The sequence below is a fragment of the Bosea sp. 124 genome (genome assembly GCF_003046175.1).
Lineage (GTDB): Bacteria > Pseudomonadota > Alphaproteobacteria > Rhizobiales > Beijerinckiaceae > Allobosea.
This window is the reverse complement of sequence record NZ_PZZM01000001.1, coordinates 1,213,434-1,236,403: the sequence shown is the minus strand read 5'-3', so window position 1 is coordinate 1,236,403 and position 22,970 is coordinate 1,213,434. Positions and strand designations below refer to the sequence as shown.

Below are 22,970 nucleotides of genomic sequence, written 5' to 3'. Positions count from 1 at the left end.
GGCTCATTCCTTCTCTTGCGCCAGCGCGTTGACGGCGGCTGCCGCCATCGCCGAGCCGCCGCGCCGCCCATGCACCACGAGGAAGGGCACGCGCCCGTCTTGTGCCAGCGCCTGCTTCGATTCCGCCGCGCCGACGAAGCCGACCGGAATGCCGATCACGGCGGCGGGCTTCGGCGCGCCGGCATCGAGCATTTCGAGCAGCCGGAACAGCGAGGTCGGCGCATTGCCGATGACCACGACCGCGCCTGCGAGATGCGGCCGCCACAGCTCCATCGCAGCGGCCGAGCGCGTCGTGCCCATCTCGGCTGCGAGCGCCGGCGTGCGCGGATCGTCGAGCGTGCAAAGCACGGTGTTGCCGGCTGGCAGCCTTGACGGCGTCACGCCGTTCGCCACCATCTTGGCGTCGCACAGGATCGGCGCGCCGGCCTTCAGAGCGGCCTCGGCCGCTGGCGCGAAATCCGGCGACATCTCCACATCGGCCGGCAGGTCGGTCATGCCGCAGGCATGGATCATGCGGACCACGACATGCGCGGCCCGGCCCGCGAAGCGCGACAGATCGGCTTCCGCCCGGATGATCGCGAAGGAGCGCTGATAGATCGCCGCCCCGTCCTGGATATAGTCGTAAGCCCGCGTCAAACCCGTGATCCTGCCAGCCGGCCCGCCGCAAGGAGGCGGGCGTGAATCTCCTGTCCGGGCTGCAATCGCGCCATGACCCCGGAAAGGTCAAGCTCGGCGATGGCCGCATTCCGCGTAGTCCCGTCGACGACGACGCCGTAGCGCCCTCTACGCCCGACCAGCGTGAGATCGGAGGCGCCGGGCCGCGCGCAGGATTTCACGCAACCCGAGACATGCAGCGTCAGCCCCGAGGCGAGCAGCGGCGCGATCGCATCCGCCAATCGGGCGGCATCGGCCATGGCGCTGGTCTCCGCCCGCAGGCAGGCCGGAGCCCCCGCGCAGGCCTGCACCGAGAGGCGCGGATCGTCGTCGCGGGCGATCAGTCCGAGCGAGGCGGTAAAGGCCAGCAGTGCTTCGGCATCGCCCTCGGCCATCCCGCGAAAGGCGATCCCGCGCCAGGGCGAGAGGCGGATATCCGTGCAGCCATGAGCCAGCGCCGCCGCACCGAGCCGGTCGAGCGTTGCGGCGTCCGAGCGGCCGAAGGGCAGACCGGCCATCGCCGCGACATGGCCCGGGCCGAATGAAAACAGCCCGGCGCGCCGGGGCGCGGGTCGCGCTGCCGGAGGCGGCGCGACGGGCAGCTCGCACAGCACGGTGAGCGCATCGGACGGCAGGTCGTGCAGCCGGCGGATCGCGTCCGGCGCCTGCGCGCGCCATGCAGCGAAACGCGCCAGCACCGTTGCGACGACCGCGCCGGCCTTCTCCGCTGCGACCGGCCCCAGCCAGATGCGATCCGCCAGCCCGATCGTGACCATGCCCGGCGCCGTCCCGACGACGCGCAGATCGCCCGCGAAGGCATCGAGCGACGCCGCCCCACCGCCATCGACGACGACGGAGAATTTTGCTGGCAGGCCAGAGATATTCCGTCCGCACGCTTCGATCGCGGAGGCAAGGATGGCAGCGTCGATCAGGTCGCTGGCGCCATCGTTTCCCGAAAAGACGGCATCGGCCACGGAAGCGCTCCTCCCTCCCCCCGCTTGCGGTGGAGAGGGTCGGGGTGGGGGGGAGTGCCGCTCGGCGAGACGATGCAAGGTGTAGCTCTGGCTTTCCGGCTCTCCACCCCGACCCTCCCCACCGCAAGCGGGGGGAGGGAGGGCGAGCGGCGAGGCCAGCGTCAGCTTTTGCGGTCCGGCCCCGTCATGCTCGTCGACCAGCCGCTCGGCCAGCAGCGTCGCGACCAGCCGTGGGTGGCTCTCTGGCGTGACGCCGCGCAACTGCATGTTGCCCCGCGCCGAGATCTCGATCAGCCCGTTGCCATGCTCGCGCGCCAGCGCCGCGATGCGCTGCAACTGCGCCGGGGAGAGGCGCGCTCCGGGCGGATGCAGCCGCACCAGCCAGCCATCGCCGGTCTCCATCGGCCTGAGCGTGCTCGGGCACCAGCCGCGCCGCAGCGCGTCTTTCGACGGCGCGTTCATTCTGCGGCCGTCCAAGGCTGCGTCCGGATATCGTCAGGCGCGGGAAACCCCTCCCCCTGGTGGGGAGGGGCAGAGGTGAGGGGCAAGCGACCGGGGGAGCGCTCGCCCGGCGGGACGTCCCCCATCACCCTCCCTTCCCGACGAGGGGGAAGGGAGGCGCCCGCTTTGATCACCGCCGCAGAATTGCCGTCCCTCTCCAGGAATGCTCCGACCGAGTTGCGCCGGCTGGTCCACAGCCCTCGCCGCGCCGCTTCCGCCAGCCTTGCCCGGATGGCGGCAGCGGCGGGTGCGTTCGCCGCCTCGATCGCGCTCCAGACGGCGGTGTCGGCGCACCAGGCCTGGAACACCGCGTCGAACAGCCCGTCCGGAACCGCATCCGTGCTCGCGGCAAAGACGAAGAGCGTGTCGAGCGCTTCCGCGAGTTCGGCGGCACCGCGCCAGCCATGGGCGAGATGCGATGCGATCCAGCGCGGATGGGTCAGCCGGCCATGGACGATGCGGGCGATATCCTCCGGCAGCGTGCGCGCCTTCGGCGCCTCCGGATGGGAACTGTCGAGGCTGTAGAGCGTCGGGTTCGCGCCGAGTGCCTTCGCGGCCGCCGCGAGCCCGCCGATGACGTCGGCGGCGCTCGACGCCTCGAGGATATCGCGCCCGGCGGTGTCGCTGACATGCACGAAGGCGTCGGCCGTCCTGATCCGGGCCTTGAAGCCGTCATCGGCGCTGGCGCTGCCTTCGGGCCCGCCATAGGCATGGCTGGAGGCGGCGAGATAGGCGGCGCCGAGCTCGTCGCGCATCGTCCAGTCGCCGTCGAGCGCGCGGTCGGCGGTTCCCGCGCCGTAGCGCCCGGGCGCGGCCCCGAACACGCGCGGTCCCGCCTCGCCACGGCGGCGCGCGGCGGCGGGCTCGTTCCAGTCCTCCGGCTCGTCGAGGGCGGAAACGGCGCGTGCCGCCGCGTCGAGCAGTGCGACCTGCCCCGGAAAAATGTCGCGGAAGGCGCCCGAAATCCGCAGCGTGACATCGACCCGCGCGAAGGCGAGTTTCGGCAGCGGCGTGATCGAAAACCCCGTCACCCGCGTCGAGGCATCGTCCCAGAGCGGGGCGACGCCCATCAGCGCCAGCGCATGGGCGATGTCCTCGCCGCCCGAGCGCAGGGTCGGCGAGGCCCAGAGATCCATCACGATCCGGCGGGGCGCCTCGCCATGGTCCTGGAGATGGCGCGCGACAATCGCCTGCGCCGCGAGAGCCCCTAACCGCGCCGCGGCCCGCGTCGGGATGGCGCGCGGATCGAGCGTCGAGAGGTTGCGCCCGGTCGGCAGCACGTCCGGCCGGCCGCGATGCGGCGAGCCGGCGGGGCCGGGCTGAACGAAGCGCCCGTCCAGCGCCCGCAGCAATCCATCGCGCTCGGCCTGCGCCGAGACCGGGTCCCGCGCCGATTGCCCGAAGACGTGCAGCCCGTCGCGGAACGGCATCTCGGTGATGTCGCAGAGATGCGCGTCGAGCCGCGTCAACGCCTCGCTCATCGGAAGATCGGCGCTGACGCCGCAGGCTTCCGCGAGCCCGCTCGCCTCGGCCCGCGCCCGGATCTCGCTTGCGACGATATCGGCGCGGCGCGGGTCCATCACTTGCGCTTGGCTGAACTCCTCGACCAGATCGCGCAACAGTGCGGTCTCGCCTGCAGCCTCCGTTTCGGCCAGCGGCGGCGGCAGATGGCCGAGCGTGATCGCCGAGAGCCGGCGCTTCGCCGGCGCCGCTTCGCCCGGATCGTCGACGACATAGGGGTAGATCACCGGCAGCCCGCGCGTGACGAGGCGCGGCCAGCAGGCGCAAGACAGCGCCACCGCCTTGCCCGGCAGCCATTCGGTCGTACCATGCGTGCCGAGATGGATCAGCGCATCGATGCAGGCCATCTCGCGCAGCGCCAGATAGAAGGCGAGATAGCCATGGCCGGGCGGGGCATCGGGGTCGTGATAGCGCGCCTTGCGGTCCGGCGTCGCATCGCGCGGCGGCTGCAGCGCGATGGTGAGGCTGCCGTCGCGGATGGCGCGGAAGCGGAAAGCGCCGTCGCTGAGGGCAGGGTCGGCCTCGGGCTGGCCATGGGCGGCGATGAGGGCGTCGCGGGCGTCGGCGGGGATCGTTGCGAGCCAGGCGCTGTAGGCGGGCAGCGGGATGGCCAGAACGGCCGGGCCGTTGGTGAGGGCGCGCATCAAGCTCTGGCCCTCATCCTGAGGAGCGGACGCAGTCCGCGTCTCGAAGGATGCTCCAGTGGTCTCGGGGACTCCCTGGTCCTCCTTCGAGACGCCGCTGCGCGGCTCCTCAGGATGAGGGCTGAGGGTATGAGCGCGCATGCCGACGTCATACCCTGCCTCCGCCAGCACCTCCCGGATCGCCGTCACGCTCGCCGGCGTATCGAGCCCGACCGCGAAGCCGGCCCGCCCGCCGCGCGCCGGATAATCCGACATCGCCAGCGCCAGCCTGCGTTCGGCCGGGGGCTTCGCCGCGAGCGAAATCCAGCCATTCGCGAGATCGGCGAGGGCGGCGATTCCGTCCGCATCCGGCACGAGCCGGCGGAGGGCGAGTCCGGTGGCGGCATCGACCGTCTCCGCCTTGAAGGCGACCGGAACGGCACCGATACGCCCGTCGAATTCCGGCAGGGCGACCTGCATGGCAAGATCGGCAGCCGAGAGCCCGCGCGACGCCGCCGCCCAGGCATCGCGCGCGCTGCCGACCGGCATCGCCTGCAGGACCGGGCAATCGGCGGCGTCGAGCACGAAATCGGCGCCTTCGCGGGCTGAGAAGGCGGTCGTCGTCACAATCAGGGCCGGTCGGCGCAGCGCGATCAGCGCCGCGAGTTCGGCCGTGACGGCCGGGTCCTTCAGGCTCGTCAAGGCGAGGATGAGAGGCGCAAGCCCGCGCGCGGCGAGCGCGGTCCGAAGCGCTTCGCCCAGCGCCGTGTCGCCGGCGCTCACAGCCGAGCGGTAGACCAGGATCGGGACGAATGCCGTGTCGCCGGGCAGGGCGGCCACCGCCTCGCGCCAGGGCGTCGGAGTCGTGCCGTCGCCGAGCGCGAAGAACGGCGGGAGCGGCAGCGGAGCGAGACCGGATGGCGGATGGATGGCCGCAATCCGCCATAGCATCCGCCGCATGTTCTCGGCGCCGCCGCCGGCATGGAAATAGCCCAGCAGATCCTGTGCGAAGGATTTGTCGACGGTGCCGTATTCCGCCAGCCTGTCGTCCGGCCGGTCGTCGCCGGGCAGCACGGCGAGCGCGATGCCCTTCACCCGGCAGGCTTCGCCGAGCTGCTCGATGCCGTAGCGCCAGTAATCCAGCCCGCCGAGGCAGCGCACCAGCACGAAACGGCTCTTCGCCGCGGTCTTCTCGATCAGCAGGTCGATGGAGAGCGGATGCCGCAGCCGTCGCAGCGACGCGAGCCTGACGGAGAGATTGGGCGCAACGTCACTCCCTCCCTCCGCTTGCGACGGGGAGGGTTGGGGTGGGGGGCAGTGCCGCTCGGCCAGACGATCGAGGACAGTGCTCGGGCTTTCCGGCCCCCCATCCCTAACCCTTCCCCACCGCAAGCGGGGGGAAGGGAACATGGCCGCCGCCAGCGCCGAAAGGTCGCTGTCGGCATAGGACAGCACCAGCACATCTCCCGGCGGCAGGCCGAGATCGACGGCGTCCTCGCCGTCGTCGAGCCTGACCTCGCTGGTCGGGAGAAGATGCATGGCAATCCTTCGCGCCGCGCTGTCAGCCCGCGAGCGCGGTCTCCACGGCCTTGAGGTCGAAGCCCTTGAGCCCGATCACGGTGAGCTTGCCGTCGCGGGCTTCGCCAGCGGACCAGGCCCGGTCGAAATGATGGCTGACGCGCCGGCCGACGCCCTGCACGACGAGCCGCATCGGCTTGCCCGGCACGCTGGCGAAGCCCTTCAGCCGCAGCACGCCATCGGCTTCGGCGGCTTTGGCGATGCGGGCCGAGAGCGCCTCGGGCGAGAGCCCATCCGGCAGGGCGACCGCGACCGAGTCGAAATCGTCATGGTCGTGATCCTCGCCCTCGCCGTGATGCGAGGGCCGCGCGGCGAGATCGGCCTCGGCTGCCGCGCCCAGACCGACGATCAGCGCCGGCTCGACCTTGCCATGGCTGGTCTCGACGATCTTGATCGCCTTGGGCAGATGCGCGGCGATCTCGGCCTTGACGCGGGTCCGGTCCGCTTCGCCGATCAGGTCGCTCTTGTTGAGCAAGATCAGGTCGGCGCAGAGGATCTGGTCCTCGAACACCTCCTCGAGCGGGTTGTCGTGCTCGACGGAAGCATCCTGCGCCGCTTGCGCGGCCATCGCCTCCGGATCGTCGGCGAACTGGCCCTCGGCGACGGCCGGCCCGTCGACCACGGCGATGACACCGTCGACCGTGACGCGGGCGCGGATCGCCGGCCAGTTGAAGGCCTGGACCAGCGGCTTCGGCAAGGCGAGCCCCGAGGTCTCGATCAGGATATGATCGGGGGGGTTGGCGCGGTTCAGCAGCTTTTCCAGCGCCGGCACGAAATCATCGGCCACCGTGCAGCAGATGCAGCCGTTCGGCAGTTCGACGACATCCTCCTCGGTGCAGCCGGAAATGCCGCAGCCCTTGAGGAATTCGCCGTCGAAGCCGAGATCGCCGAATTCGTTGACGAGCACGGCGAGGCGCTTGCCCTGGGCGTTTTCGAGCAGATGGCGCACCAGCGTCGTCTTCCCGGCACCGAGAAAGCCGGTGACGATGGTGCAGGGGATTTTGTCGAGAGCCATTTTGCCCGGGGCCGGGCTCTGCGGGGCGGTCATGATGTCATCCTTGCTGGCGCGCCGGCATGGGCGGCACGCGTGCGACCACGCCCTTGCGGAAGCAGGGCGGGCGCTCTTTCCAGGGAACGATGCCGTTGGCGCTGGCGGCATAGGCCGTCGCCGCGCCGACGATGTCGTCGAGATGGGTTTCGGTGTCGAGATCACCGATCAGGTAGGTCCATTTGCCATCGGCTGCGAGCGCGATGGTGCAGGGCCGCTTGCAGACGGCGAGGCATTCCGCCGTGACGACCGTGATGCCGGGCGCGCCGTCGGCGAGGCGCTGCGTCAGCGCTTCCGCGAGCGCCGTTCCCGGCTGGTCGAAACCATCCGGCAAATCCTCGCGGACACGCCTGCAGGCCGTGCAGACATGGATGGTGAGATCGCCTTCGGACATGGCGCCGGCCTTCCCCGTCACCGCGCCTCTGCGCGGCGGGCGAACCAGGGCCAGAGCCGGCCCACGGCGAAGCCGGTGGCGAGCCAGAGCGCGGCCTGGATCGCCAGCGAGAGCGCGGCGAAATGAGCGGCGACCTCGGCGGGCACCTTGCTCTCCGGCGCAGCCGGATGCGGCGCTCCGACGATGTGAGGCACCAGCATCGCCAGCACGGCCAGAGCGCGCAGCCAGGGCGCCTCCATCCGCAGGAAGACGAAGAGCCCGCCCGCGGTCACCAGCGCGGTGACGATCCACCAGAGCTGGCGCTGTTCGAGCGCGGCCGAGGCGGCGCCGGGCAGTTCGGGCGCCAGCCCCATCGCCGGCACGAGGCCGAAGGCGAGAAACCCGCAGGCCGCCCAGATCAGCGCCCGGCGCTCGTCGATGTCGTCATTGGCGGCGATCATCCCGGCCAGCAGCAGGGCGGCGAAGCCGATCGCGGTGGCGACGGTCACCAGCGTGGTGAAGAGCGTCCGCTGCAGGCCGTCCTGCGGCTTCCATTCGGCGTGCTCGCCATGGTTTTCCGCGCCATGCGCGAGAATGATCTTCGCTTCACCGGAGAAGGCGGCTTGCGACGGCGCGACCGCGCGCAGCGCGGCCTCATAGGTCTCGGCCTTGAGGATCAGCGGGGTGGTGGTGACATGCTGGAGAGCGGCGACGATGAGCCCAGCCAGAAGCCCGGCCAGAAGACTGACCGTGAGAACACGATTGACCATGATGTCTTTCCCTCAGTGGCAGGGAAAGGCGAGGCCGTGACGCGTGTCATGGGCCGCGTTGTGAACGCTGGCCGACGCCGCGAATCCGACCGTGTAGACCAGCACGAAGCCGAGCACGAGCGCTGCCGCGACGGCCTTGGCGCGTTCGGAGACGCTGGCCTGAGAGGGGGAAACCGAAACCGTATTCATCGTTGTTCTCCTGGCCGCCCCGCCGGCGGCCTGTTGGAAATGCGGATCAGACGACGGCAGGTCTCCTGGCTCGCGGGTCCTAGCGTTTCGCACCGCCTTCCCGGGATCGCTCCCAGTGGCCGATGGCGCGAAACTCGCCGCTTACAGTTGCGGGGGCAGCCGCGGTATCGCACCGCGTTCCCTTTTCACCTCCTTGCGGAGGCACCGTCTCGGAGATCATTAGCCATGTGCGGTGGGCTGTGCAATGCAGTTGCCTCGCTTCCATCCGAGCCCTCATCCTGAGGAGCCGCGAAGCGGCGTCTCGAAGGATGGTCCGGCGTGCTCTGGAGCATCCTCCGAGACGCGGACTGGCGTCCGCTCCTCAGGATGAGGGCTGGTCTCATGGCCACCCGACATGACCGCAGACATTGCACATCTCACCCTCGTCCTCGGTGGCGCCCGCTCGGGCAAGAGCCGCCATGCCGAGGCGCTGATCGAGGCGCTGCCGCCGCCCTGGAGCTACATCGCGACCGCGCAGGCCCGGGATGACGAGATGCGCGACCGCATCGCCGAGCACCGCGCGCGTCGCCCGGAGCAATGGATCACGCAGGATGCGCCGCTCGAGCTGCCCGGGGCGATGGCCGGGCTTCCGGTCGGGCGGCCGGTGCTGGTCGATTGCCTGACGCTCTGGCTGACCAACCTGATTCTGGCAGAGCACGACACGGCCGCCGCCGCCGCGGCCCTGATCGCGGCCTGCGAGCGGGCCTCCGGGCCGGTCGTGCTCGTCTCCAACGAGGTCGGGCTCGGCATCGTGCCGGATAATGCGCTGGCGCGGCGATTTCGCGACGAGGCCGGCCGGCTGCACCAGGCGATCGCGGCCCGGGCCGGCCGGGTGGTCTTCATGGTCGCCGGCCTGCCGATGCAGGTGAAGTGAAACCGTGAAGTGAAGGCGTAAAGTGAGGACGAGATGACGACCGAGATCGACGACGCCGCCCGCCACAAGGCGAAGATGGCAAAGCGCAAGGCGGTGCAGGATGCCGAGGTCGCCGCCAAGACGGTCGAGAAGGGACTTCTCATCGTCAACAGCGGGCCGGGCAAGGGCAAGTCGACGGCCGCCTTCGGGCTCGTGCTGCGCGCCCTCGGCCATGGCTGGCGCGTCGGCGTGGTGCAGTTCATCAAGGGGGCCTGGGAGACCGGCGAGCGCAAGGCGCTCGAGACGTTCGGTGACCAGATTGCCTGGCACACCATGGGCGAGGGCTTCACCTGGGAGACGCAGGACAAGGCCCGCGACATCGCCGCCGCCGGCCGCGCCTTCGACAAGGCGAAGGAGCTCATGGCCGACGAGACGATCCGCCTGATCGTGCTGGACGAGCTCAACATCGCGCTGCGCTATGACTACCTGCCGCTGGCCGATGTCGTCGCCACCCTCCGCGCCCGCCGGCGGGACCTGCACATCGTCGTCACCGGCCGCAACGCCAAGCCGGAGCTGATCGAGGCCGCCGACCTCGTCACTGAGATGACGCTGGTGAAGCACCATTTCGCCGCCGGGGTGAAGGCGCAGGTCGGAATCGAGTTCTAGCGACCGGCAGCATGCGTCCGCTTGACGGGGCCTGGCTTTGCTCGCAGATTGAATTTGAATTCAGGTTCAATTTATCGAGACTCTCATGGCCGGCGTCCCGAAGCAGCCACGCAAGAACGGCAAGCGCGAGGCGATCCTCGCCGCCGCCCGCCAGATCGTCTCGGAGGTCGGCTTCCAGGAGACCTCGATCGCCGCGGTCGCTTTGGCCAGCGGCGTGTCGACGGGCAGCGTCTATTCCTATTTCTCGTCCAAGGCCGAGCTGATGGCGGAGATCGTCGCGGCGGTCTCCTCCCGCGAGCTGTCCGTCCTGCGCGCGATCGCCGCCAGCGACGCGCCCGTCCCCGAGCGCCTGACGGCGGCGGTGGAGGCCTTCGCGAGACGCGCCTTCGCCAACCGGCGCCTGGCCTGGTCGATGATCGCCGAGCCGGCCGATCCTGCGGTCGATGCAACGCGCCTCGACTACCGGCGCCAGATCGCCGGCATCTTCCGCGCGCTGGTGGTCGAGGGCGAGGGGCAGGGCGCGTTCCGCCCCGTCGATCCGGATGCCGCCGCCGCGATGATCGTCGGCGGCTTCATGGAGGCGCTGATCGGCCCGCTCTCGCCCGAACGCCCGATCACCCCGCAGCGCGGACGCCAGATCGCCGCGGCCCTCGCCGACCTCTCCCTCGCCGCGCTCGTCTCCCATGAAGGACAGACCTCATGACCGCGTTCGACCCCCACGGCTACGATACCCACGAGGTGCTGAACCAGGCGCCCGCCCTGGCCGGTTACGATGCCTTCGCCGCCGATCCGGCGCTGGGCCGCATCCTCGATGTCTTCGGGGCCGGCTGGTTTGCCGGGCAGGCCGGCGCGGTCGGGGAGCATGTCGGTTCGCAAGCGGTGCAGGATCTCGCCCGGCAGGCCAATCGCAGCCTGCCGGAGCTGCGCAGTCATGATCGCTGGGGCCGGCGCGTCGACCAGATCGAGTTCCATCCGGCCTGGCACGAGCTGATGGCGCTGGCGATGCGCGACGGCTTCCATTCGCTGTGCTGGACGCAGCCACGCCCCGGCGCGCAGGTCGCCCGCGCGGCGGTCTCCTATCTCTGGAACCAGGGCGAGAACGGCATCTGCTGCCCGCTCGGCATGACCTATTCGGCGATTCCCGTGCTGCACCGCGATCCCGCGCGCTGGGCCGAATATGGCCGGCTGATCACCTCCGGCGACTACGATCCGCGCCCGCTCCCGGCCGCGCTGAAGCGCGGCGGTACGGTCGGCATGGCGATGACGGAGAAGCAGGGCGGCTCCGACCTGCGCCAGACCCAGACCGTCGCCACCCGGAATTCCGATGGCACCTATTCGCTCGTCGGCCACAAATGGTTCTTCTCGGTCCCGCATTCCGACGTGTTCCTGACGCTGGCGCGGACGGAGGAAGGCGTCTCCTGCTTCGTCGTGCCGGGCTGGCTGCCGGACGGCACGCGCAATCGGCTGCACATCCAGCGCCTCAAGGACAAATGCGGCAACAGGTCGAACGCCTCCTCCGAGGTCGAATTCCGCGGCGTGATCGCCCATCTCATCGGCGAACCCGGCCACGGCATCCGCGCCGGGCTGGAGATGAACCACTATACGAGGCTCGATTTCGCCGTCGGTTCGGCCGGGTTGATGCGCCATGCTCTGGCCCAGGCCGCCCACCACACCGCACATCGCCGCGCCTTCCAGAAGGCGCTGATCGACCAGCCGATCATGACCAGCGTCATCGCCGACCTCTCGGTCGAGGTCGAGGCGGCGGCCTGGCTAGCCTTCCGCTTCGTCCATGCGCTCGACCGCGAGGAGGGCAGCGAGCAGGAAAAGCTGCTCGGGCGGATCGGCGCGCCGATCGCGAAATACTGGAATTGCCGGCGCGTGACGCCGGTCGTGGCCGAGGCGCTCGAATGCCATGGCGGCAACGGCTTCATCGAGGATCACCTGATGGCGCGGCTCTATCGGGAAGCCCCGCTCAACGGCATCTGGGAGGGCACGGGCAATGTCGTCTGCCTCGACGTGCTGCGTTCGATCCGCCGCTATCCGGATTGCGTGCCGGCGCTGCTCGACGAGTTGCGCGCCGCGCGCGGCAACGACCCGCGCTATGACGCCTTTCTCGTCGAACTCGAAGCCGACCTCGTCGACGTGCTGCGCCACGAGCATCTGGCCAGGCGTTTCGTCGAGCGGATGGCGCTGGCGCTCCAGGCCTCCTTGCTGATCCGCCATGCCCCGCATGCGCTTGCCGATGCCTTCGTCGCGTCGCGGCTGGCAGGCGGCTGGTCCGGCCATTTCGGCTCGCTGCCGCAGGGCGTCGATCTTCAGGCGATCGCGCGGCGGGCGGCGCCCGTCCTGAACTGACGGCGGACTCTCAGAACAGGGTCGCGAGGCTGAGCAGGGCGGCCAGCCCCCATAGCAGGCCGCAGGCGCGGCGATAGAGCGAGAGCGCGCGCCTGATGTCGGCGGCTGACGCTTCGGCCCGGCCGTCGCCCATCCAGCCATCCTCGACGACGACGTCGCCATAGACACGCGGTCCCGCCAGCCGCAAGCCGAGCGCACCCGCCATCGCGGCCTCCGGCCAGCCGGCATTGGGCGAGCGGTGCCGGCTGGCATCGCGCCGCACCGCGCGCCAGGCGCCGCCGGCATCCGCATTCCGGTCGAAAGCCGCCGCCGCCGCCAGCAGCAGCGCCGTCAGGCGGGAGGCCGGCAGGTTGACGAGATCGTCGAGCCTGGCCGAAGCCCAGCCGAAGGCGAGATGCCGCGGCGTCTTGTGGCCGATCATCGAATCGGCGGTGTTGATCGCCTTGTAGAGCGCGATGCCGGGCAGCCCGGCCACTCCGAGCCAGAAAGCCGGCGCAACCACGCCGTCGGAAAAATTCTCGGACAGGCTCTCGATCGCGGCGCGCGCGACGCCGGCCTCGTCGAGGCTCTCCGGGTTGCGCCCGACGATCATCGCGACGGCCTTGCGCCCTGCGGCGAGCCCGCCGCGCTCCAGCCCTTCGGCGACGCGCGCGACATGCTCGAACAGGCTGCGCTGCGCCAGCAGCGTCGAGGCGAGGAGTGCGAGCGGCAGCAGGCCCAAGGGCCCGAGCATGCGGCAGAGCCCGGTCAACACGAGCGCGGTGGCGAGCGTAACCGCGACCAGAACGAGCAGCGCAAGGATACCGGCGGCCTTGCGCGCCACGAAGCTCGCATCGTCTCGATTGAGCCGGCGGTCGAGCCGGGCGATCAGCGCGCCAAGCCAGGTGACGGGATGCCCGATCCGCGCATACAAGCGCTGCGGATAGCCGGCCGCCGCCTCGACGACGAGCGCAGCCAGCAGCAGAAGCAGTGTATCGGGCGGGGCCATGGGCGGGGCGAAACGTGACTGAGGGCATCTGGCATGGCGGCGATCTGGCCCGGGCGCGGGCGCTGTTTCCCGACGCGCCGACACCCTGGATCGATCTCTCCACCGGGATCAATCCCATCCCCTATCCGCTTCCGCCGCTGCCGTTAAGCCTCTGGCAGCGCCTGCCCGGCGCCGATGACGAGGCAGCCTTGCTGGCGGCGGCGCGCACGGCCTATCGCGTCCCTGCAGCAGCCGGCGTCGTCGCTGCGCCCGGCACCCAGATCCTGATCGACCTTTTGCCGCGCGTGTTGCCGGCCCTCGTCGGCGCCGGGCCGGTCGCGGTGCTGGGCCCGACCTATGCCGAGCATGCGCTTGCCTGGCGCCAGGCCGGCGCGGCGGTTATCGAAACGGCGACGCTGGCCGGGGCGGACGACGCCGCGAGCATGGTCGTGGTCAATCCGAACAACCCCGATGGACGCAGCCTCCCGGCCGGCGATCTCGCCAGGCTCGCTGCGCGCTGTGCCGCGAGGGGCGGCATGCTGATCCTCGACGAGGCCTTCGCCGATTTCAAGCCGGAAGCCAGCCTGCTCCCGGGCTTGCCGGCCGCGACCATCGTGCTGCGCTCCTTCGGCAAGACCTATGGGCTGGCAGGGGTCAGGCTCGGCTTCGCCATCGGGGAAACCGGCGCCACGGCAGCGTTGCGGGCGGCGATGGGCCCCTGGGCGGTGGCTGGACCGGCACTGGCGGTCGGAACGCAGGCGCTGGCTGATACCGGCTGGCTGGCGCAGGCGGGCGCGGCCCGGGCCGCCGATGCGGCGCGGCTTGACGCCCTGCTCTCGCCGCTGGGCCGGATCGTCGGCGGCACGGCGCTGTTTCGCCTGCTGGCCGCGCCGGCCGCGCCCTCGCTTTTCGCCCATCTCGGTCGCCATGGGATTTATGTCCGTCGCTTCCAGAACGAGACGACCTGGCTGCGCTTCGGCCTGCCGGGCGATGCCGCCGCATGGGGCCGCCTCGAGGCGGCGCTGGCGTCCTTCGTGCCGCCGGTGGATTCAGCGTAAGTCTTGCATGGTAAGTCTTGCATGCGCCCCGCGACAGCGCCGGAGCCGCCGGCTAACCTGATCCTGCGTTTTGCCCGAACACGCCTTGCCTCGAGAGGAATCGACCCCATGCCCGCATTGCCGCCGGAAGGCGACCTGACCATCTGCTTCGCCCATGCCGCCTATCAGTTGCAGGCCGAGTTCGCGACGCGCGGCCATGCCGCGAAGAGTTTCGAGGTGCGTTCCCTCGACGAATTCAAGGCCCGTGCCCATGAGGCCGATGTGGTGGTCGTCTCCGGGCTCTGGCGCAACGAGCTGCTCGCGAGCCCGAAGCTGCGTTTCGTCCAGTCGGTCAGCGCCGGCACGGACCAGTATGACAAGGCCGCCTTCGCCGCTGCTGGCGTGCGGCTGGCGAGCGCGCAGGGCGCCAATGAGCGGGCCGTTTCCGAACATGCCATGGCGCTGATCCTCGGCCTGACCCGCCAGATCCATCTCGCTCGCGACAACCAGACCGCGAAGATCTGGCGTCCGATGATCGGCGACCGCGCGCGGCGCGAGGACGAGCTCGCCGGCAAGACGCTGGTGATCGTCGGGCTGGGCCGCATCGGCCTGCGGCTGGCGACGCTGGCGGCGGCCTTCGGGCTGCGCGTCATCGGGGTGCGCCGCAGCCCGGAGCCGCAGCCTGGCATCGAGGCGATCGTGCGGCCGGACCAGTTGCACGAGGTCATGGCGCAGGCCGACATCGTCGCGCTGACCTGCCCGCTGACGCCGGAAACGGAAAACCTGATCGATGCGGCTGCCTTGGCCGCGATGAAGCCGACGGCGCTGCTGATCAATGTCGCGCGCGGCAAGGTTGTGGATGAGCAGGCCCTGATCGCGGCCCTGAGCGAAGGCCGCATCGCCGGCGCCGGGCTCGACACCTTCCACGAGGAGCCGCTGTCCGCGACCTCGCCGCTCTGGGCGATGCCTCACGTCATCGTCACGCCGCACAGCGCCGGCGAGACGCGCGCCTATGAGGGCAATGTCGTCGATCTGCTGGTCGAAAATCTCGGCCGGCTCGTGCGTGGCGAAAGCGCCCTGCGCAATCAGGTCGTCTGAGCCGGCTCAGGCGCGCAGAGAGCGCCACCATTGCCGCGCCGCGTCGCGGCTGCGCAGCGCGAAGGCATAGGCCGCGCTGCTCCTGATCCAGTCCAGGGCCCGGCTCCGCAGCCGGGCCAGCAGCGCCATGGTCCAGGCGAGCCAGCCATAGGTCAGGAGCTTGTCGCGGCCGGCGTGGTAGATCCGCTCGACGAGCAGGAAACTGACCAGATGGGCGAATCCGAAGACGACCAGCCCGGTCCGGACGCGGCCATCCGCCATCATCAGCAGGCCCAGCAGCTTCAGCGGCTCGGCGATCGCGAAGGGCACGGCGAGCAAGGCCAGGATCGCGAGGCGCGGCAGCCGCGCGATCGCTTCCTCCATCCGCGCGACGATGGTGAGCGAGGCGACCCAGGCGATCAGCGGCCGGTAGAGCGGCCGCGCGATCTCGTCGATCACGATCAGGATGGTGAGGACGACCCGCAGGATGGCGAGCAGCATGCGGGCGACCGGGCCGCGCTCGGGAGGAAAAGAGGCCGGCTGCGTCATCGCTCATGGTCCTCGCGACAGGGGGCGAGCGGCTGCGACGCTCTGAATGGGGCGTCGTATCCTGAACGATCCCAGCAATTCTGAGGCCTTTCGATAACACGCGCCGTCATTCCGGCGCGGCACCGCTTCGCGGCTTGTCCGGAAAGACGGGCTGGAGGGAATTCCCCCTCACCGCGCCCTGGCATCCTCCAGCATCATCGCGGCGCCCTTCTCGGCGATCATCATCGTCGGATTGGCGGTGTTGCCCGAGGTGATCGCGGGCATCGCCGATGCGTCGATGACGCGCAGGCCCCTCACGCCGCGCACCCGCAACCGCTCGTCGAGCACGGCTCTGGCGTCGTCCTCGCGGCCCATCTTCGCCGTGCCGACGGGGTGGAAGATCGTCGTGCCGAGCCGCGCCGCCGCGTCGAGCAGCTCCGCGTCGCTTGCGGCCGCCGGGCCGGGCAGATGCTCCTGCGGCCGGAAGCGGGCGAGCGGCGCCTGCGCCACGATCCGGCGGGTCAGCTTCATCGCGTCGATCGCGACCTGCCGGTCGGCTTCCGTGTCGAGATAGTTCGGCGAGATCGCTGGCGCGTCCTCGGCATGCGGCGTCTTCAGATGGACATGGCCGCGACTGGTCGGACGCAGATTGCAGACGCTGGCGGTGAAGGCATCGAAGGGATGCAGGCCCGAGCCCCATGAATCGAGCGAAAGCGGCTGGAAGTGATATTGCAGGTTCGCGGTCGCCTGCTCGGGCGAGGATTTAGCGAAGGCGCCGACCTGCGAGGGCGCCATCGTCAAAGGCCCGCTGCGCAGGGCGGCATATTCCAGTGCCATCAGCGGCCGGCGCCAGAGCTTCGCATAGTCGCTGTTGAGCGTGCGGACGCCCTCGACCTTGTAGACCGGCCTGATCTGGAGATGGTCCTGCAGATTCTCGCCGACGCCGGGCAGATCGGCGACCGTCGCGATGCCGAGTTGCCGCAGGCGTTCGCCGTCGCCGATCCCGGAGCGTTCGAGCAGCGCGGGCGAGCCGATGGAGCCGGCGCTGAGCACGACCTCGCCGGTGACCTCGACGCGCAGCTTCTCGCCCTCATGCGTGAACTCGACGGCCTTGGCCCGGCCATCCTCGACCACCACGCGCTCGACCATGACCCGCATCTCGAGCCGCAGATTGGTGCGGGCGTCCAGCACCGGGCGCAGGAAGGCCCGGAAGGAGCTGAGCCGCCGGCCGCGCCGCTGGTTGACCTGGAAATAGGACGAGCCCTCATTGTCGCCGGTGTTGAAATCGTCGATGCGGGCGATGCCGGCGGACTCGGCCGCCTCGCGGATCGCATCGAGAATGGCCCAGCGCACGCGCGGATGCTCGACGCGCCATTCGCCGCCGGATTTGTGCAGGCCTCCGTCGCCCGGCCCGGCATGATCTTCGTGCTTGAGGAAATAGGGCAGGACGTCGTCCCAGCCCCAGCCGGTGAGGCCGAGCTGGCGCCAGCCATCGTAGTCGGCGGCCTGTCCGCGCATATAGACCATGGCGTTGATTGAGGATGAGCCGCCGAGCACCCGGCCGCGCGGATACGGCAGAGCCCGGCCACCGAGGCCGGCCTGCGGCTCCGTCTTGAAAAGCCAGTCGGCGCGCGGATTGCCGATGGCGAAGAGATAGCCGACCGGAATATGGAACCAGATCCAGTTGTCCCGGCCGCCGGCCTCCAGCACCAGCACCCGCGCCTTCGGATCGCGCGAGAGCCGGTTGGCCATGACGCAGCCGGCCGAGCCGGCGCCGATGACGACATAATCATAGGTGCCGATCGTGCGGCGTCCGGCAGTGTCTGGCTGGGCCATGGCGTTCCCTGTTCGCGACGGCGGGTAGCGTCCCGCTCTGATCAGGCCAGCGATAAGGCGCGTGGGACAGCACCGCAATGCGCGCGGTTGCGAAGCGGGTATGTGGGCGCGCGACGTTGCGGGACGCAGGGCATTCCGGCGCGCGGCTTGCTAGGGCTGCGGTGAGCAGGTGTTATGGCGCGGCGGCTTCAGGCCGCCTCGGGGAGACGGTCGATGGGATACCGCGTCGCGGTCGGCAGGCAGAGCTATGTCTTCGCCGATCTCAAGGAGCTGATGGCGAAGGCGACGCCACTGCGCTCGGGGGACCGGCTGGCCGGGCTCGCTGCCGGCAGCATGGAGGAGATGATGGCGGCGAGGATCGCGCTGGCCGATCTGCCGCTACGGACCTTCCTGCACGAGGCGCTGATCCCCTACGAGATCGACGAGGTGACGCGCCTGATCGCCGACAGCCACGATGCGGCGGCCTTTGCCGGCGTCGCCTCGCTGACGGTCGGCGAATTCCGCGACTGGCTCTGCTCGGAGGCTGCGACGACGGAGGCGCTGGCTGCGCTCGCTCCCGGCATCACGCCCGAGATGGCGGCGGCGGTCTCCAAGCTGATGCGCAATCAGGATCTGATCCTCGTCGCCCGCAAATGCCGTGTCGTCACGCGCTTCCGCAACACGCTCGGCCTGCCCGGCCGTCTCGCCGTCCGCATCCAGCCGAACCACCCGACCGACGATGCCGCCGGCATCCTCGCCTCGACCATCGACGGGCTGAGCTATGGCTGCGGCGATGCCGTCATCGGCATCAACCCGGCTTCCGACAGCACGGCGCGGATCGGCGACCTGCTGCGCCTGCTCGACGGCGTCATCGCCCGCTTCGAAATTCCGACCCAGGCCTGCATCCTGACCCATGTCACCTCCTCGATCGCGCTGATCGAGCAGGGCGCGCCGGTCGATCTCGTCTTCCAGTCGGTCGCGGGCACGCAAGCGGCCAATGCCTCCTTCGGCGTCACGCTGGCCGTTTTGCAGGAGGGGCTGGAGGCCGGGCTTTCGCAGAAGCGCGGCACCGTCGGCGACAACCTGATGTATTTCGAGACCGGGCAGGGCGCGGCGCTCTCCGCCAACGCCCATCATGGCGTCGACCAGCAGACGCTGGAAGCGCGCGCCTATGCCGTCTGCCGAGCCTATCGGCCGCTGTTGGTCAACACGGTCGTCGGCTTCATCGGCCCGGAATATCTCTATGACGGCAAGCAGATCATCCGCGCCGGGCTGGAGGACCATTTCTGCGGCAAGCTGCTCGGCGTGCCGATGGGCTGCGACATCTGCTACACCAACCATGCCGAGGCCGATCAGGATGACATGGACACGCTGCTCACCCTGCTGGGCACGGCCGGCGTCAATTTCATCATGGGCGTCCCCGGCGCCGACGACGTGATGCTGAACTACCAGTCGACCTCCTTCCACGACCAGCTCTATGTCCGCGAGGTGCTCGGCCTGAAGCGCGCGCCGGAATTCGAGGACTGGCTCAGGCGGATGGACATCGTCGACGCGGCCGGCCGGCTCAGCGCCGGGCAGGGCGGGCAGGCGCTGCTTGCCGCCATGCAGGACCGTGCGGCATGAGCACCTCGGACAAGCCGCCGCCGACGAACCGTTTCGCCGATCTCGTGCGATTGACCCCGGCGCGCATCGCGCTCGGCCGTTCCGGCGCCTCGCTGCCGATCCGCGAGGTGCTGCGTTTCGGGCTGGCGCATGCCCAGGCGCGCGACGCCGTGCATGCGCCCTTCCGTCCCGGCGAGGTCGCGGCCGAACTCGCTGCGCTTGGCTGCGAGACGCTGATGGCGCAAAGCGCCGCCCGCTCGCGCGAGGACTACCTGCGACGTCCCGATCTCGGCCGCAGCCTGTCGCCGGAGAGCGGGGCGGCGCTGGCGGCGCGGCACGGCGGCTTCGATCTCGCCATCGTCGTCGCCGATGGGCTGTCCTCGACCGCGGTGCACCAGAACGCCGCGCCGTTCATGGCCGCGCTGCTGCCCTTCCTGCGGCGCCAGAAGCGGACCCTGGCTCCCGTGGTCATCGCTGCCCAGGCCCGCGTCGCGTTCGGCGACGAGGCGGCCGAGGCGCTGGGTGCGCGCATGGTCGTGGTGCTGATCGGCGAACGCCCCGGCCTGTCCTCGCCGGATTCGCTCGGCGCCTATCTCACCTTCGCCCCGAGGCGCGGGCTCACCGACGCCGCGCGCAACTGCATCTCGAACATCCGCCCGGGCGGGCTCGGCTTCCAGCACGCGGCCTTCAAGCTCGCCTGGCTGGTCGACCAGGGTTTCACCCGCGCGCTGACCGGCGTCGACCTCAAGGACGACAGCGACGCCGCGCTCGAAGCCGGCATCGCACCCGCCCTGATCCCCGAGCGCTGACCTCAGCCGGAAAAGCCGCCCTCGCTGAGAAACGCGGCTTCCTCGGCCGTCGTCTCGCGCCCGAGCAGGGCGTTGCGGTGCGGAAAGCGCCCGAAGCGGCGGATGATCTCGCGATGGCCCTCGGCATGCTCCAGCGCCAGCTCGCCCAGCGGCGTGCTGAGCTGCACCGACAGATCCTGGTCGGCGAGGTCCTCGGAATGGCAGAACGGCAGGTGCAGGAAGAGCCGCAGCTCCGGCTCGATGGCGTCGCCCTGGCCCATGGCCTCGGCTCGCCTGGCGAAAGAGCGGGCCAGCGGATCGGTCGCATACATATGCGCCGTGCCGCGGAAGCCGTTCCGGGGGAGCTGGTCCAGCAGGATCACCAGCGCGAGCGATCCCTGCGCCGTCTCGGCCCAGACATCGAGCTCGCGTCGCGCCGCCGCGAAGTGGAGCGGCATGAAGCGCTCGCGAAACAGTGTATCGAAGGCCGCATCCTTCCTGAACCAGCGTTCGGGCCCGGCATCCCGCCAGAAATCCGTCACCGTCCCGGCTGTGGCGGTGCTCGCGGCATGCGGCGTCTCGAGCCTGCGCTCCATCGATGTCTCTCCCCTGCTGGTCTGCCGCTCAACGGCACAGGATGGCGTTGGTTCATTCCGGAGCCGGGCGGCGCTCATTTGATCCAGGCCAAGGCGCCCGGCCGGGGCGGTGGTACGCCGCACTCGCGGCGATGGCGATCCGCTGATATAGACCCGTTCCAATGACGGAGGCTGGCAGGTCCCCAAAGCTGTCGCGGCCCCAAAGACCAGGTTGTTCGGAAAATGCTCCTGAAAATCGGCACGCGGCGCAGCCCGCTGGCAATCGCGCAGACAAACTACATTGCCGGGCTGATCAAGGCGAAGCATCCCGACACCGAATTCTCGCTGCATCCGATCGCCACGATCGCCGACAAGGACCGGGTCTCGGAGTTCCATCAGTTCGGCATCATCGGCGTGTTCTCGACCGAGCATGAGGAGCAGTTGACCTCGGGCGAGGTCGACATCGTCGTCCACTCGCTGAAGGACCTGCCGACCACGCTGCGGGACGGCCTCGTCCTCGCCGCCGTTCCCGAGCGTGCCGATCCGCGCGATGTGCTCTGCGGCGCGACGCTGGGCGAGTTGCGCGAGGGCGCCCGCGTCGGCACCGGCTCGCTGCGTAGGCGCTCGCAGATCCTCAGCCTGCGGCCCGATGTCGAGGTCGTGCCGATCCGCGGCAATGTCGGCCCGCGCCTCGCCAAGATCAACGGCGAGGACGGGCTCGACGCCGTCATCCTCGCGCAGGCCGGGCTGCAGCGCCTCGGCCTCGAAGGCGCGACCTCGGAACTGCTCGACCCCTTGCTCTTCCCCTATGCGATCGGGCAGGGCGCGCTCGGCGTCCAGGCCCGCGCGGCCGACACTGCGATCCTTGCCATGCTCAGGGACATCGAGGACCCCAAGGCCCGCGCCGAGGTCGATTGCGAGCGGGCGATGCTGCACGCGCTCGGCGCCGGCTGCAGCCTGCCCGTCGGGGCAAGCGCGACCTGGCGCGACGACCGCCTCGTCCTGCATGCCCAGATCACCTCCTTCGACGGCGGCAAGCGCATCACAGCGAGCGACGAACGCCCGGGCCGCGAGGCCGTCGAACTCGGACTCGCCACGGCCGAGGCGCTGCGGCTTGCCGGCGGCGTCGATGTCCTCGAGGCGTCGTATCGCAGCGTCGGCGCCCATTTCAAATATGTCGGTGCCTGAGCGTCGGCCCGGAATCCGGTCCTCTTGATCGCGGGCGCCGCCCGGTTTCAGATGGCCCGATGAAGAGGCTTACGCCGACGCCCTCCGAAGCGCGCAAGGCCGGCCCCGCTCCGGGTGGGAGCGGCGCCGATTTCGTCAGCCGCGATGTCGGCGAGACGCAGGCCTGGTTGGTCGACCTGCTGCGGCGCGACCTCGTGCTCGAACCGCTCCGGCCCGACACCTTCGAGGCCCGCCTGACCGGGCATGGGCTGGCCTCCGCCAACCTGGTTCAGGCTGCCTATCCCGGCGGCATGCGGCTCAGGCGCGGCGTCTCGCACGACAATCTGACCCTTCGCCTCGTGACGGCCGGCGGCACTCTCTATTCGGTCGGCCGCGAGACGCTCGCCGCAGTGCCGGGACAAGGCCTGATCCTCAACACCGCCCTGGCCGAAAGCGGCGAGTATGCGGAGGGCAGCATCCATTCGACCTTCACGCTCCATGCCGAGGAGGTGGCGCGAACCCTGCAGGCCGCCTTCGAACGCCCTGCGACGGAACGGCTCGATGTCGCCGCGACGTTCGATGCCGGCACTGCTGTCGGCGCCACCCTGACAAGCATCATGGCTGCGATGGCGGTGGGTCTGCGGGGGGACGCGCCGCTCGCCAGCGCGCCGCACGCGGCCCGGATGCTGCGCGACGCCCTGATCATGCTGGTGCTGAGAGGCGTCCCGCATCGCTACTCGTCCTGGTTCGAGCAGAAGGCGGCGGCCCCCGCGCCCTGGCAGATCAGGCGGGCGATCGCCTTCATCGACGGGCACAACTCCGGCCCGCTGACGGTGCAGGATGTCGCCGAGGCGGTCGGCATCGGCCTGCGCTCGCTGCAGGAAGGCTTTCGCCGCCACAAGCGGATCTCGCCGCACGACTACCTCAAGCTGGCGCGGCTGAACCGGGTCAGGGCGGAACTGCTCGACCCGGAATCCTCGCGCTCGATCGAGGCGGTCGCGCGGCATTGGGGGTTCGTCAACCGCGGCCATTTCGCCCTCGAATACCGCCAGGCATTCGGGGAACAGCCCTCGCAGACGCGGCGCAAGCGCTGACGGCAGGCGCCGCCGATCCTGTCGGCTTTCGCAATGCAGCAATCAGGATGATCCACGCGGCCGGTTATGGTTACCGGAGTGCTGCCCGGCATGCCGGGCAAGACTCCCGTGACGCAAGCCCGACTCCAGACACGCGCGCTAATCAACAATAGATGAATCTAATCGATTGAAGCGTT

At 70.1% G+C, this 22,970-nt stretch carries 21 protein-coding genes and 1 riboswitch; of the genes, 10 read left to right on the top strand and 11 right to left on the bottom strand.

Annotated elements, in window-relative coordinates; genetic code table 11:
* Window positions 1-3 precede the first annotated feature (3 nt).
* Genes C8D03_RS05880 through C8D03_RS05850 form a run of 7 tightly spaced genes read right to left on the bottom strand, consistent with a single transcriptional unit; the run spans window position 4 to window position 8,231 of the window.
* A complete protein-coding gene (locus C8D03_RS05880; protein WP_108045425.1) occupies window positions 4-636 on the bottom strand; it encodes a precorrin-8X methylmutase in 633 nt (210 codons plus the stop codon).
* Window positions 633-2,090, bottom strand: coding sequence for a precorrin-3B synthase (locus C8D03_RS05875; RefSeq protein WP_108045424.1), 1,458 nt, complete (start codon window positions 2,088-2,090; stop codon window positions 633-635). Before C8D03_RS05875 ends, C8D03_RS05880 begins: the two co-directional genes overlap by 4 nt.
* Window positions 2,087-5,812, bottom strand: a complete 3,726-nt coding sequence (gene cobN / locus C8D03_RS05870; protein WP_108045423.1) for a cobaltochelatase subunit CobN — start codon at window positions 5,810-5,812, stop codon at window positions 2,087-2,089. The genes C8D03_RS05875 and cobN overlap by 4 nt, the downstream gene beginning before the upstream one ends.
* A 22-nt stretch (window positions 5,813-5,834) precedes the next feature.
* On the bottom strand, window positions 5,835-6,899 hold the full coding sequence (cobW, locus tag C8D03_RS05865) for a cobalamin biosynthesis protein CobW (protein WP_465246427.1): 1,065 nt from the start codon (window positions 6,897-6,899) through the stop codon (window positions 5,835-5,837).
* A gap of 4 nt (window positions 6,900-6,903) precedes the next feature.
* Window positions 6,904-7,293, bottom strand: coding sequence for a DUF1636 family protein (locus tag C8D03_RS05860; protein ID WP_108051258.1), 390 nt, complete (start codon window positions 7,291-7,293; stop codon window positions 6,904-6,906).
* 17 nt (window positions 7,294-7,310) lie between these two features.
* Entirely contained in the window at window positions 7,311-8,042 is a 732-nt protein-coding gene (locus C8D03_RS05855) for a CbtA family protein (protein ID WP_108045421.1), read from the bottom strand.
* 12 nt (window positions 8,043-8,054) lie between these two features.
* Window positions 8,055-8,231 (bottom strand): CbtB domain-containing protein, encoded by a 177-nt coding sequence (locus tag C8D03_RS05850; protein ID WP_108045420.1) that lies wholly within the window; start codon window positions 8,229-8,231, stop codon window positions 8,055-8,057.
* A gap of 37 nt (window positions 8,232-8,268) precedes the next feature.
* Window positions 8,269-8,455, bottom strand: a riboswitch (cobalamin riboswitch).
* A 170-nt stretch (window positions 8,456-8,625) separates the two neighbouring features.
* Between C8D03_RS05850 and cobU the strand changes: the two genes are divergently transcribed.
* The 4 genes from cobU to C8D03_RS05830 all read left to right on the top strand — a co-directional run bounded on the left by cobU (window position 8,626) and on the right by C8D03_RS05830 (window position 12,144).
* Window positions 8,626-9,144: a bifunctional adenosylcobinamide kinase/adenosylcobinamide-phosphate guanylyltransferase gene (cobU, locus tag C8D03_RS05845; protein WP_108045419.1), complete on the top strand. Its 519-nt coding sequence runs from the start codon at window positions 8,626-8,628 to the stop codon at window positions 9,142-9,144.
* A gap of 33 nt (window positions 9,145-9,177) precedes the next feature.
* Window positions 9,178-9,789, top strand: a complete 612-nt coding sequence (gene cobO, locus C8D03_RS05840; RefSeq protein ID WP_108045418.1) for a cob(I)yrinic acid a,c-diamide adenosyltransferase — start codon at window positions 9,178-9,180, stop codon at window positions 9,787-9,789.
* Between the two features lie 85 nt (window positions 9,790-9,874).
* Window positions 9,875-10,492 carry a TetR/AcrR family transcriptional regulator gene (locus C8D03_RS05835; protein ID WP_108045417.1) on the top strand — a complete coding sequence of 206 codons (618 nt, stop codon included), beginning with the start codon at window positions 9,875-9,877 and terminating at the stop codon, window positions 10,490-10,492.
* A complete protein-coding gene (locus C8D03_RS05830; protein ID WP_108045416.1) occupies window positions 10,489-12,144 on the top strand; it encodes an acyl-CoA dehydrogenase family protein in 1,656 nt (551 codons plus the stop codon). Before C8D03_RS05835 ends, C8D03_RS05830 begins: the two co-directional genes overlap by 4 nt.
* A gap of 10 nt (window positions 12,145-12,154) precedes the next feature.
* On the opposite strand, the gene cbiB is transcribed toward C8D03_RS05830, so the two are convergent.
* On the bottom strand, window positions 12,155-13,132 hold the full coding sequence (cbiB, locus tag C8D03_RS05825; RefSeq protein WP_108045415.1) for an adenosylcobinamide-phosphate synthase CbiB: 978 nt from the start codon (window positions 13,130-13,132) through the stop codon (window positions 12,155-12,157).
* 14 nt (window positions 13,133-13,146) lie between these two features.
* On the opposite strand from cbiB, the gene cobD reads away from it, so the two are divergent.
* On the top strand, window positions 13,147-14,169 hold the full coding sequence (cobD, locus tag C8D03_RS05820; protein WP_108045414.1) for a threonine-phosphate decarboxylase CobD: 1,023 nt from the start codon (window positions 13,147-13,149) through the stop codon (window positions 14,167-14,169).
* Window positions 14,170-14,277: 108 nt separating this feature from the next.
* Window positions 14,278-15,246: a D-2-hydroxyacid dehydrogenase gene (locus tag C8D03_RS05815; RefSeq protein WP_108045413.1), complete on the top strand. Its 969-nt coding sequence runs from the start codon at window positions 14,278-14,280 to the stop codon at window positions 15,244-15,246.
* A gap of 6 nt (window positions 15,247-15,252) precedes the next feature.
* On the opposite strand, the gene C8D03_RS05810 is transcribed toward C8D03_RS05815, so the two are convergent.
* A complete protein-coding gene (locus C8D03_RS05810; protein WP_248308365.1) occupies window positions 15,253-15,774 on the bottom strand; it encodes a hypothetical protein in 522 nt (173 codons plus the stop codon).
* Window positions 15,775-15,942: 168 nt separating this feature from the next.
* The gene (locus tag C8D03_RS05805; protein WP_108045412.1) at window positions 15,943-17,589 is read right to left on the bottom strand and encodes a GMC family oxidoreductase; all 1,647 of its coding nucleotides are present in this window, start codon (window positions 17,587-17,589) and stop codon (window positions 15,943-15,945) included.
* 213 nt (window positions 17,590-17,802) lie between these two features.
* Here C8D03_RS05805 and C8D03_RS05800 point away from each other — a divergent pair, with 213 nt between their 5' ends.
* Complete coding sequence (locus C8D03_RS05800; protein ID WP_108045411.1) at window positions 17,803-19,191, top strand: ethanolamine ammonia-lyase subunit EutB; 1,389 nt, start codon at window positions 17,803-17,805, stop codon at window positions 19,189-19,191.
* The gene (eutC, locus tag C8D03_RS05795; RefSeq protein WP_108045410.1) at window positions 19,188-19,979 is read left to right on the top strand and encodes an ethanolamine ammonia-lyase subunit EutC; all 792 of its coding nucleotides are present in this window, start codon (window positions 19,188-19,190) and stop codon (window positions 19,977-19,979) included. The genes C8D03_RS05800 and eutC overlap by 4 nt, the downstream gene beginning before the upstream one ends.
* 2 nt (window positions 19,980-19,981) lie before the next feature.
* Here the strand turns inward: eutC and C8D03_RS05790 are convergent, their stop codons facing one another.
* Window positions 19,982-20,554, bottom strand: a complete 573-nt coding sequence (locus tag C8D03_RS05790) for a DUF924 family protein (protein WP_108045409.1) — start codon at window positions 20,552-20,554, stop codon at window positions 19,982-19,984.
* Between the two features lie 222 nt (window positions 20,555-20,776).
* Here C8D03_RS05790 and hemC point away from each other — a divergent pair, with 222 nt between their 5' ends.
* Together hemC and C8D03_RS05780 are read left to right on the top strand one after the other, a co-directional pair.
* Window positions 20,777-21,721, top strand: coding sequence for a hydroxymethylbilane synthase (gene hemC / locus C8D03_RS05785; protein WP_108045408.1), 945 nt, complete (start codon window positions 20,777-20,779; stop codon window positions 21,719-21,721).
* Between the two features lie 59 nt (window positions 21,722-21,780).
* Complete coding sequence (locus C8D03_RS05780; RefSeq protein ID WP_108045407.1) at window positions 21,781-22,794, top strand: helix-turn-helix transcriptional regulator; 1,014 nt, start codon at window positions 21,781-21,783, stop codon at window positions 22,792-22,794.
* Window positions 22,795-22,970 lie beyond the last annotated feature (176 nt).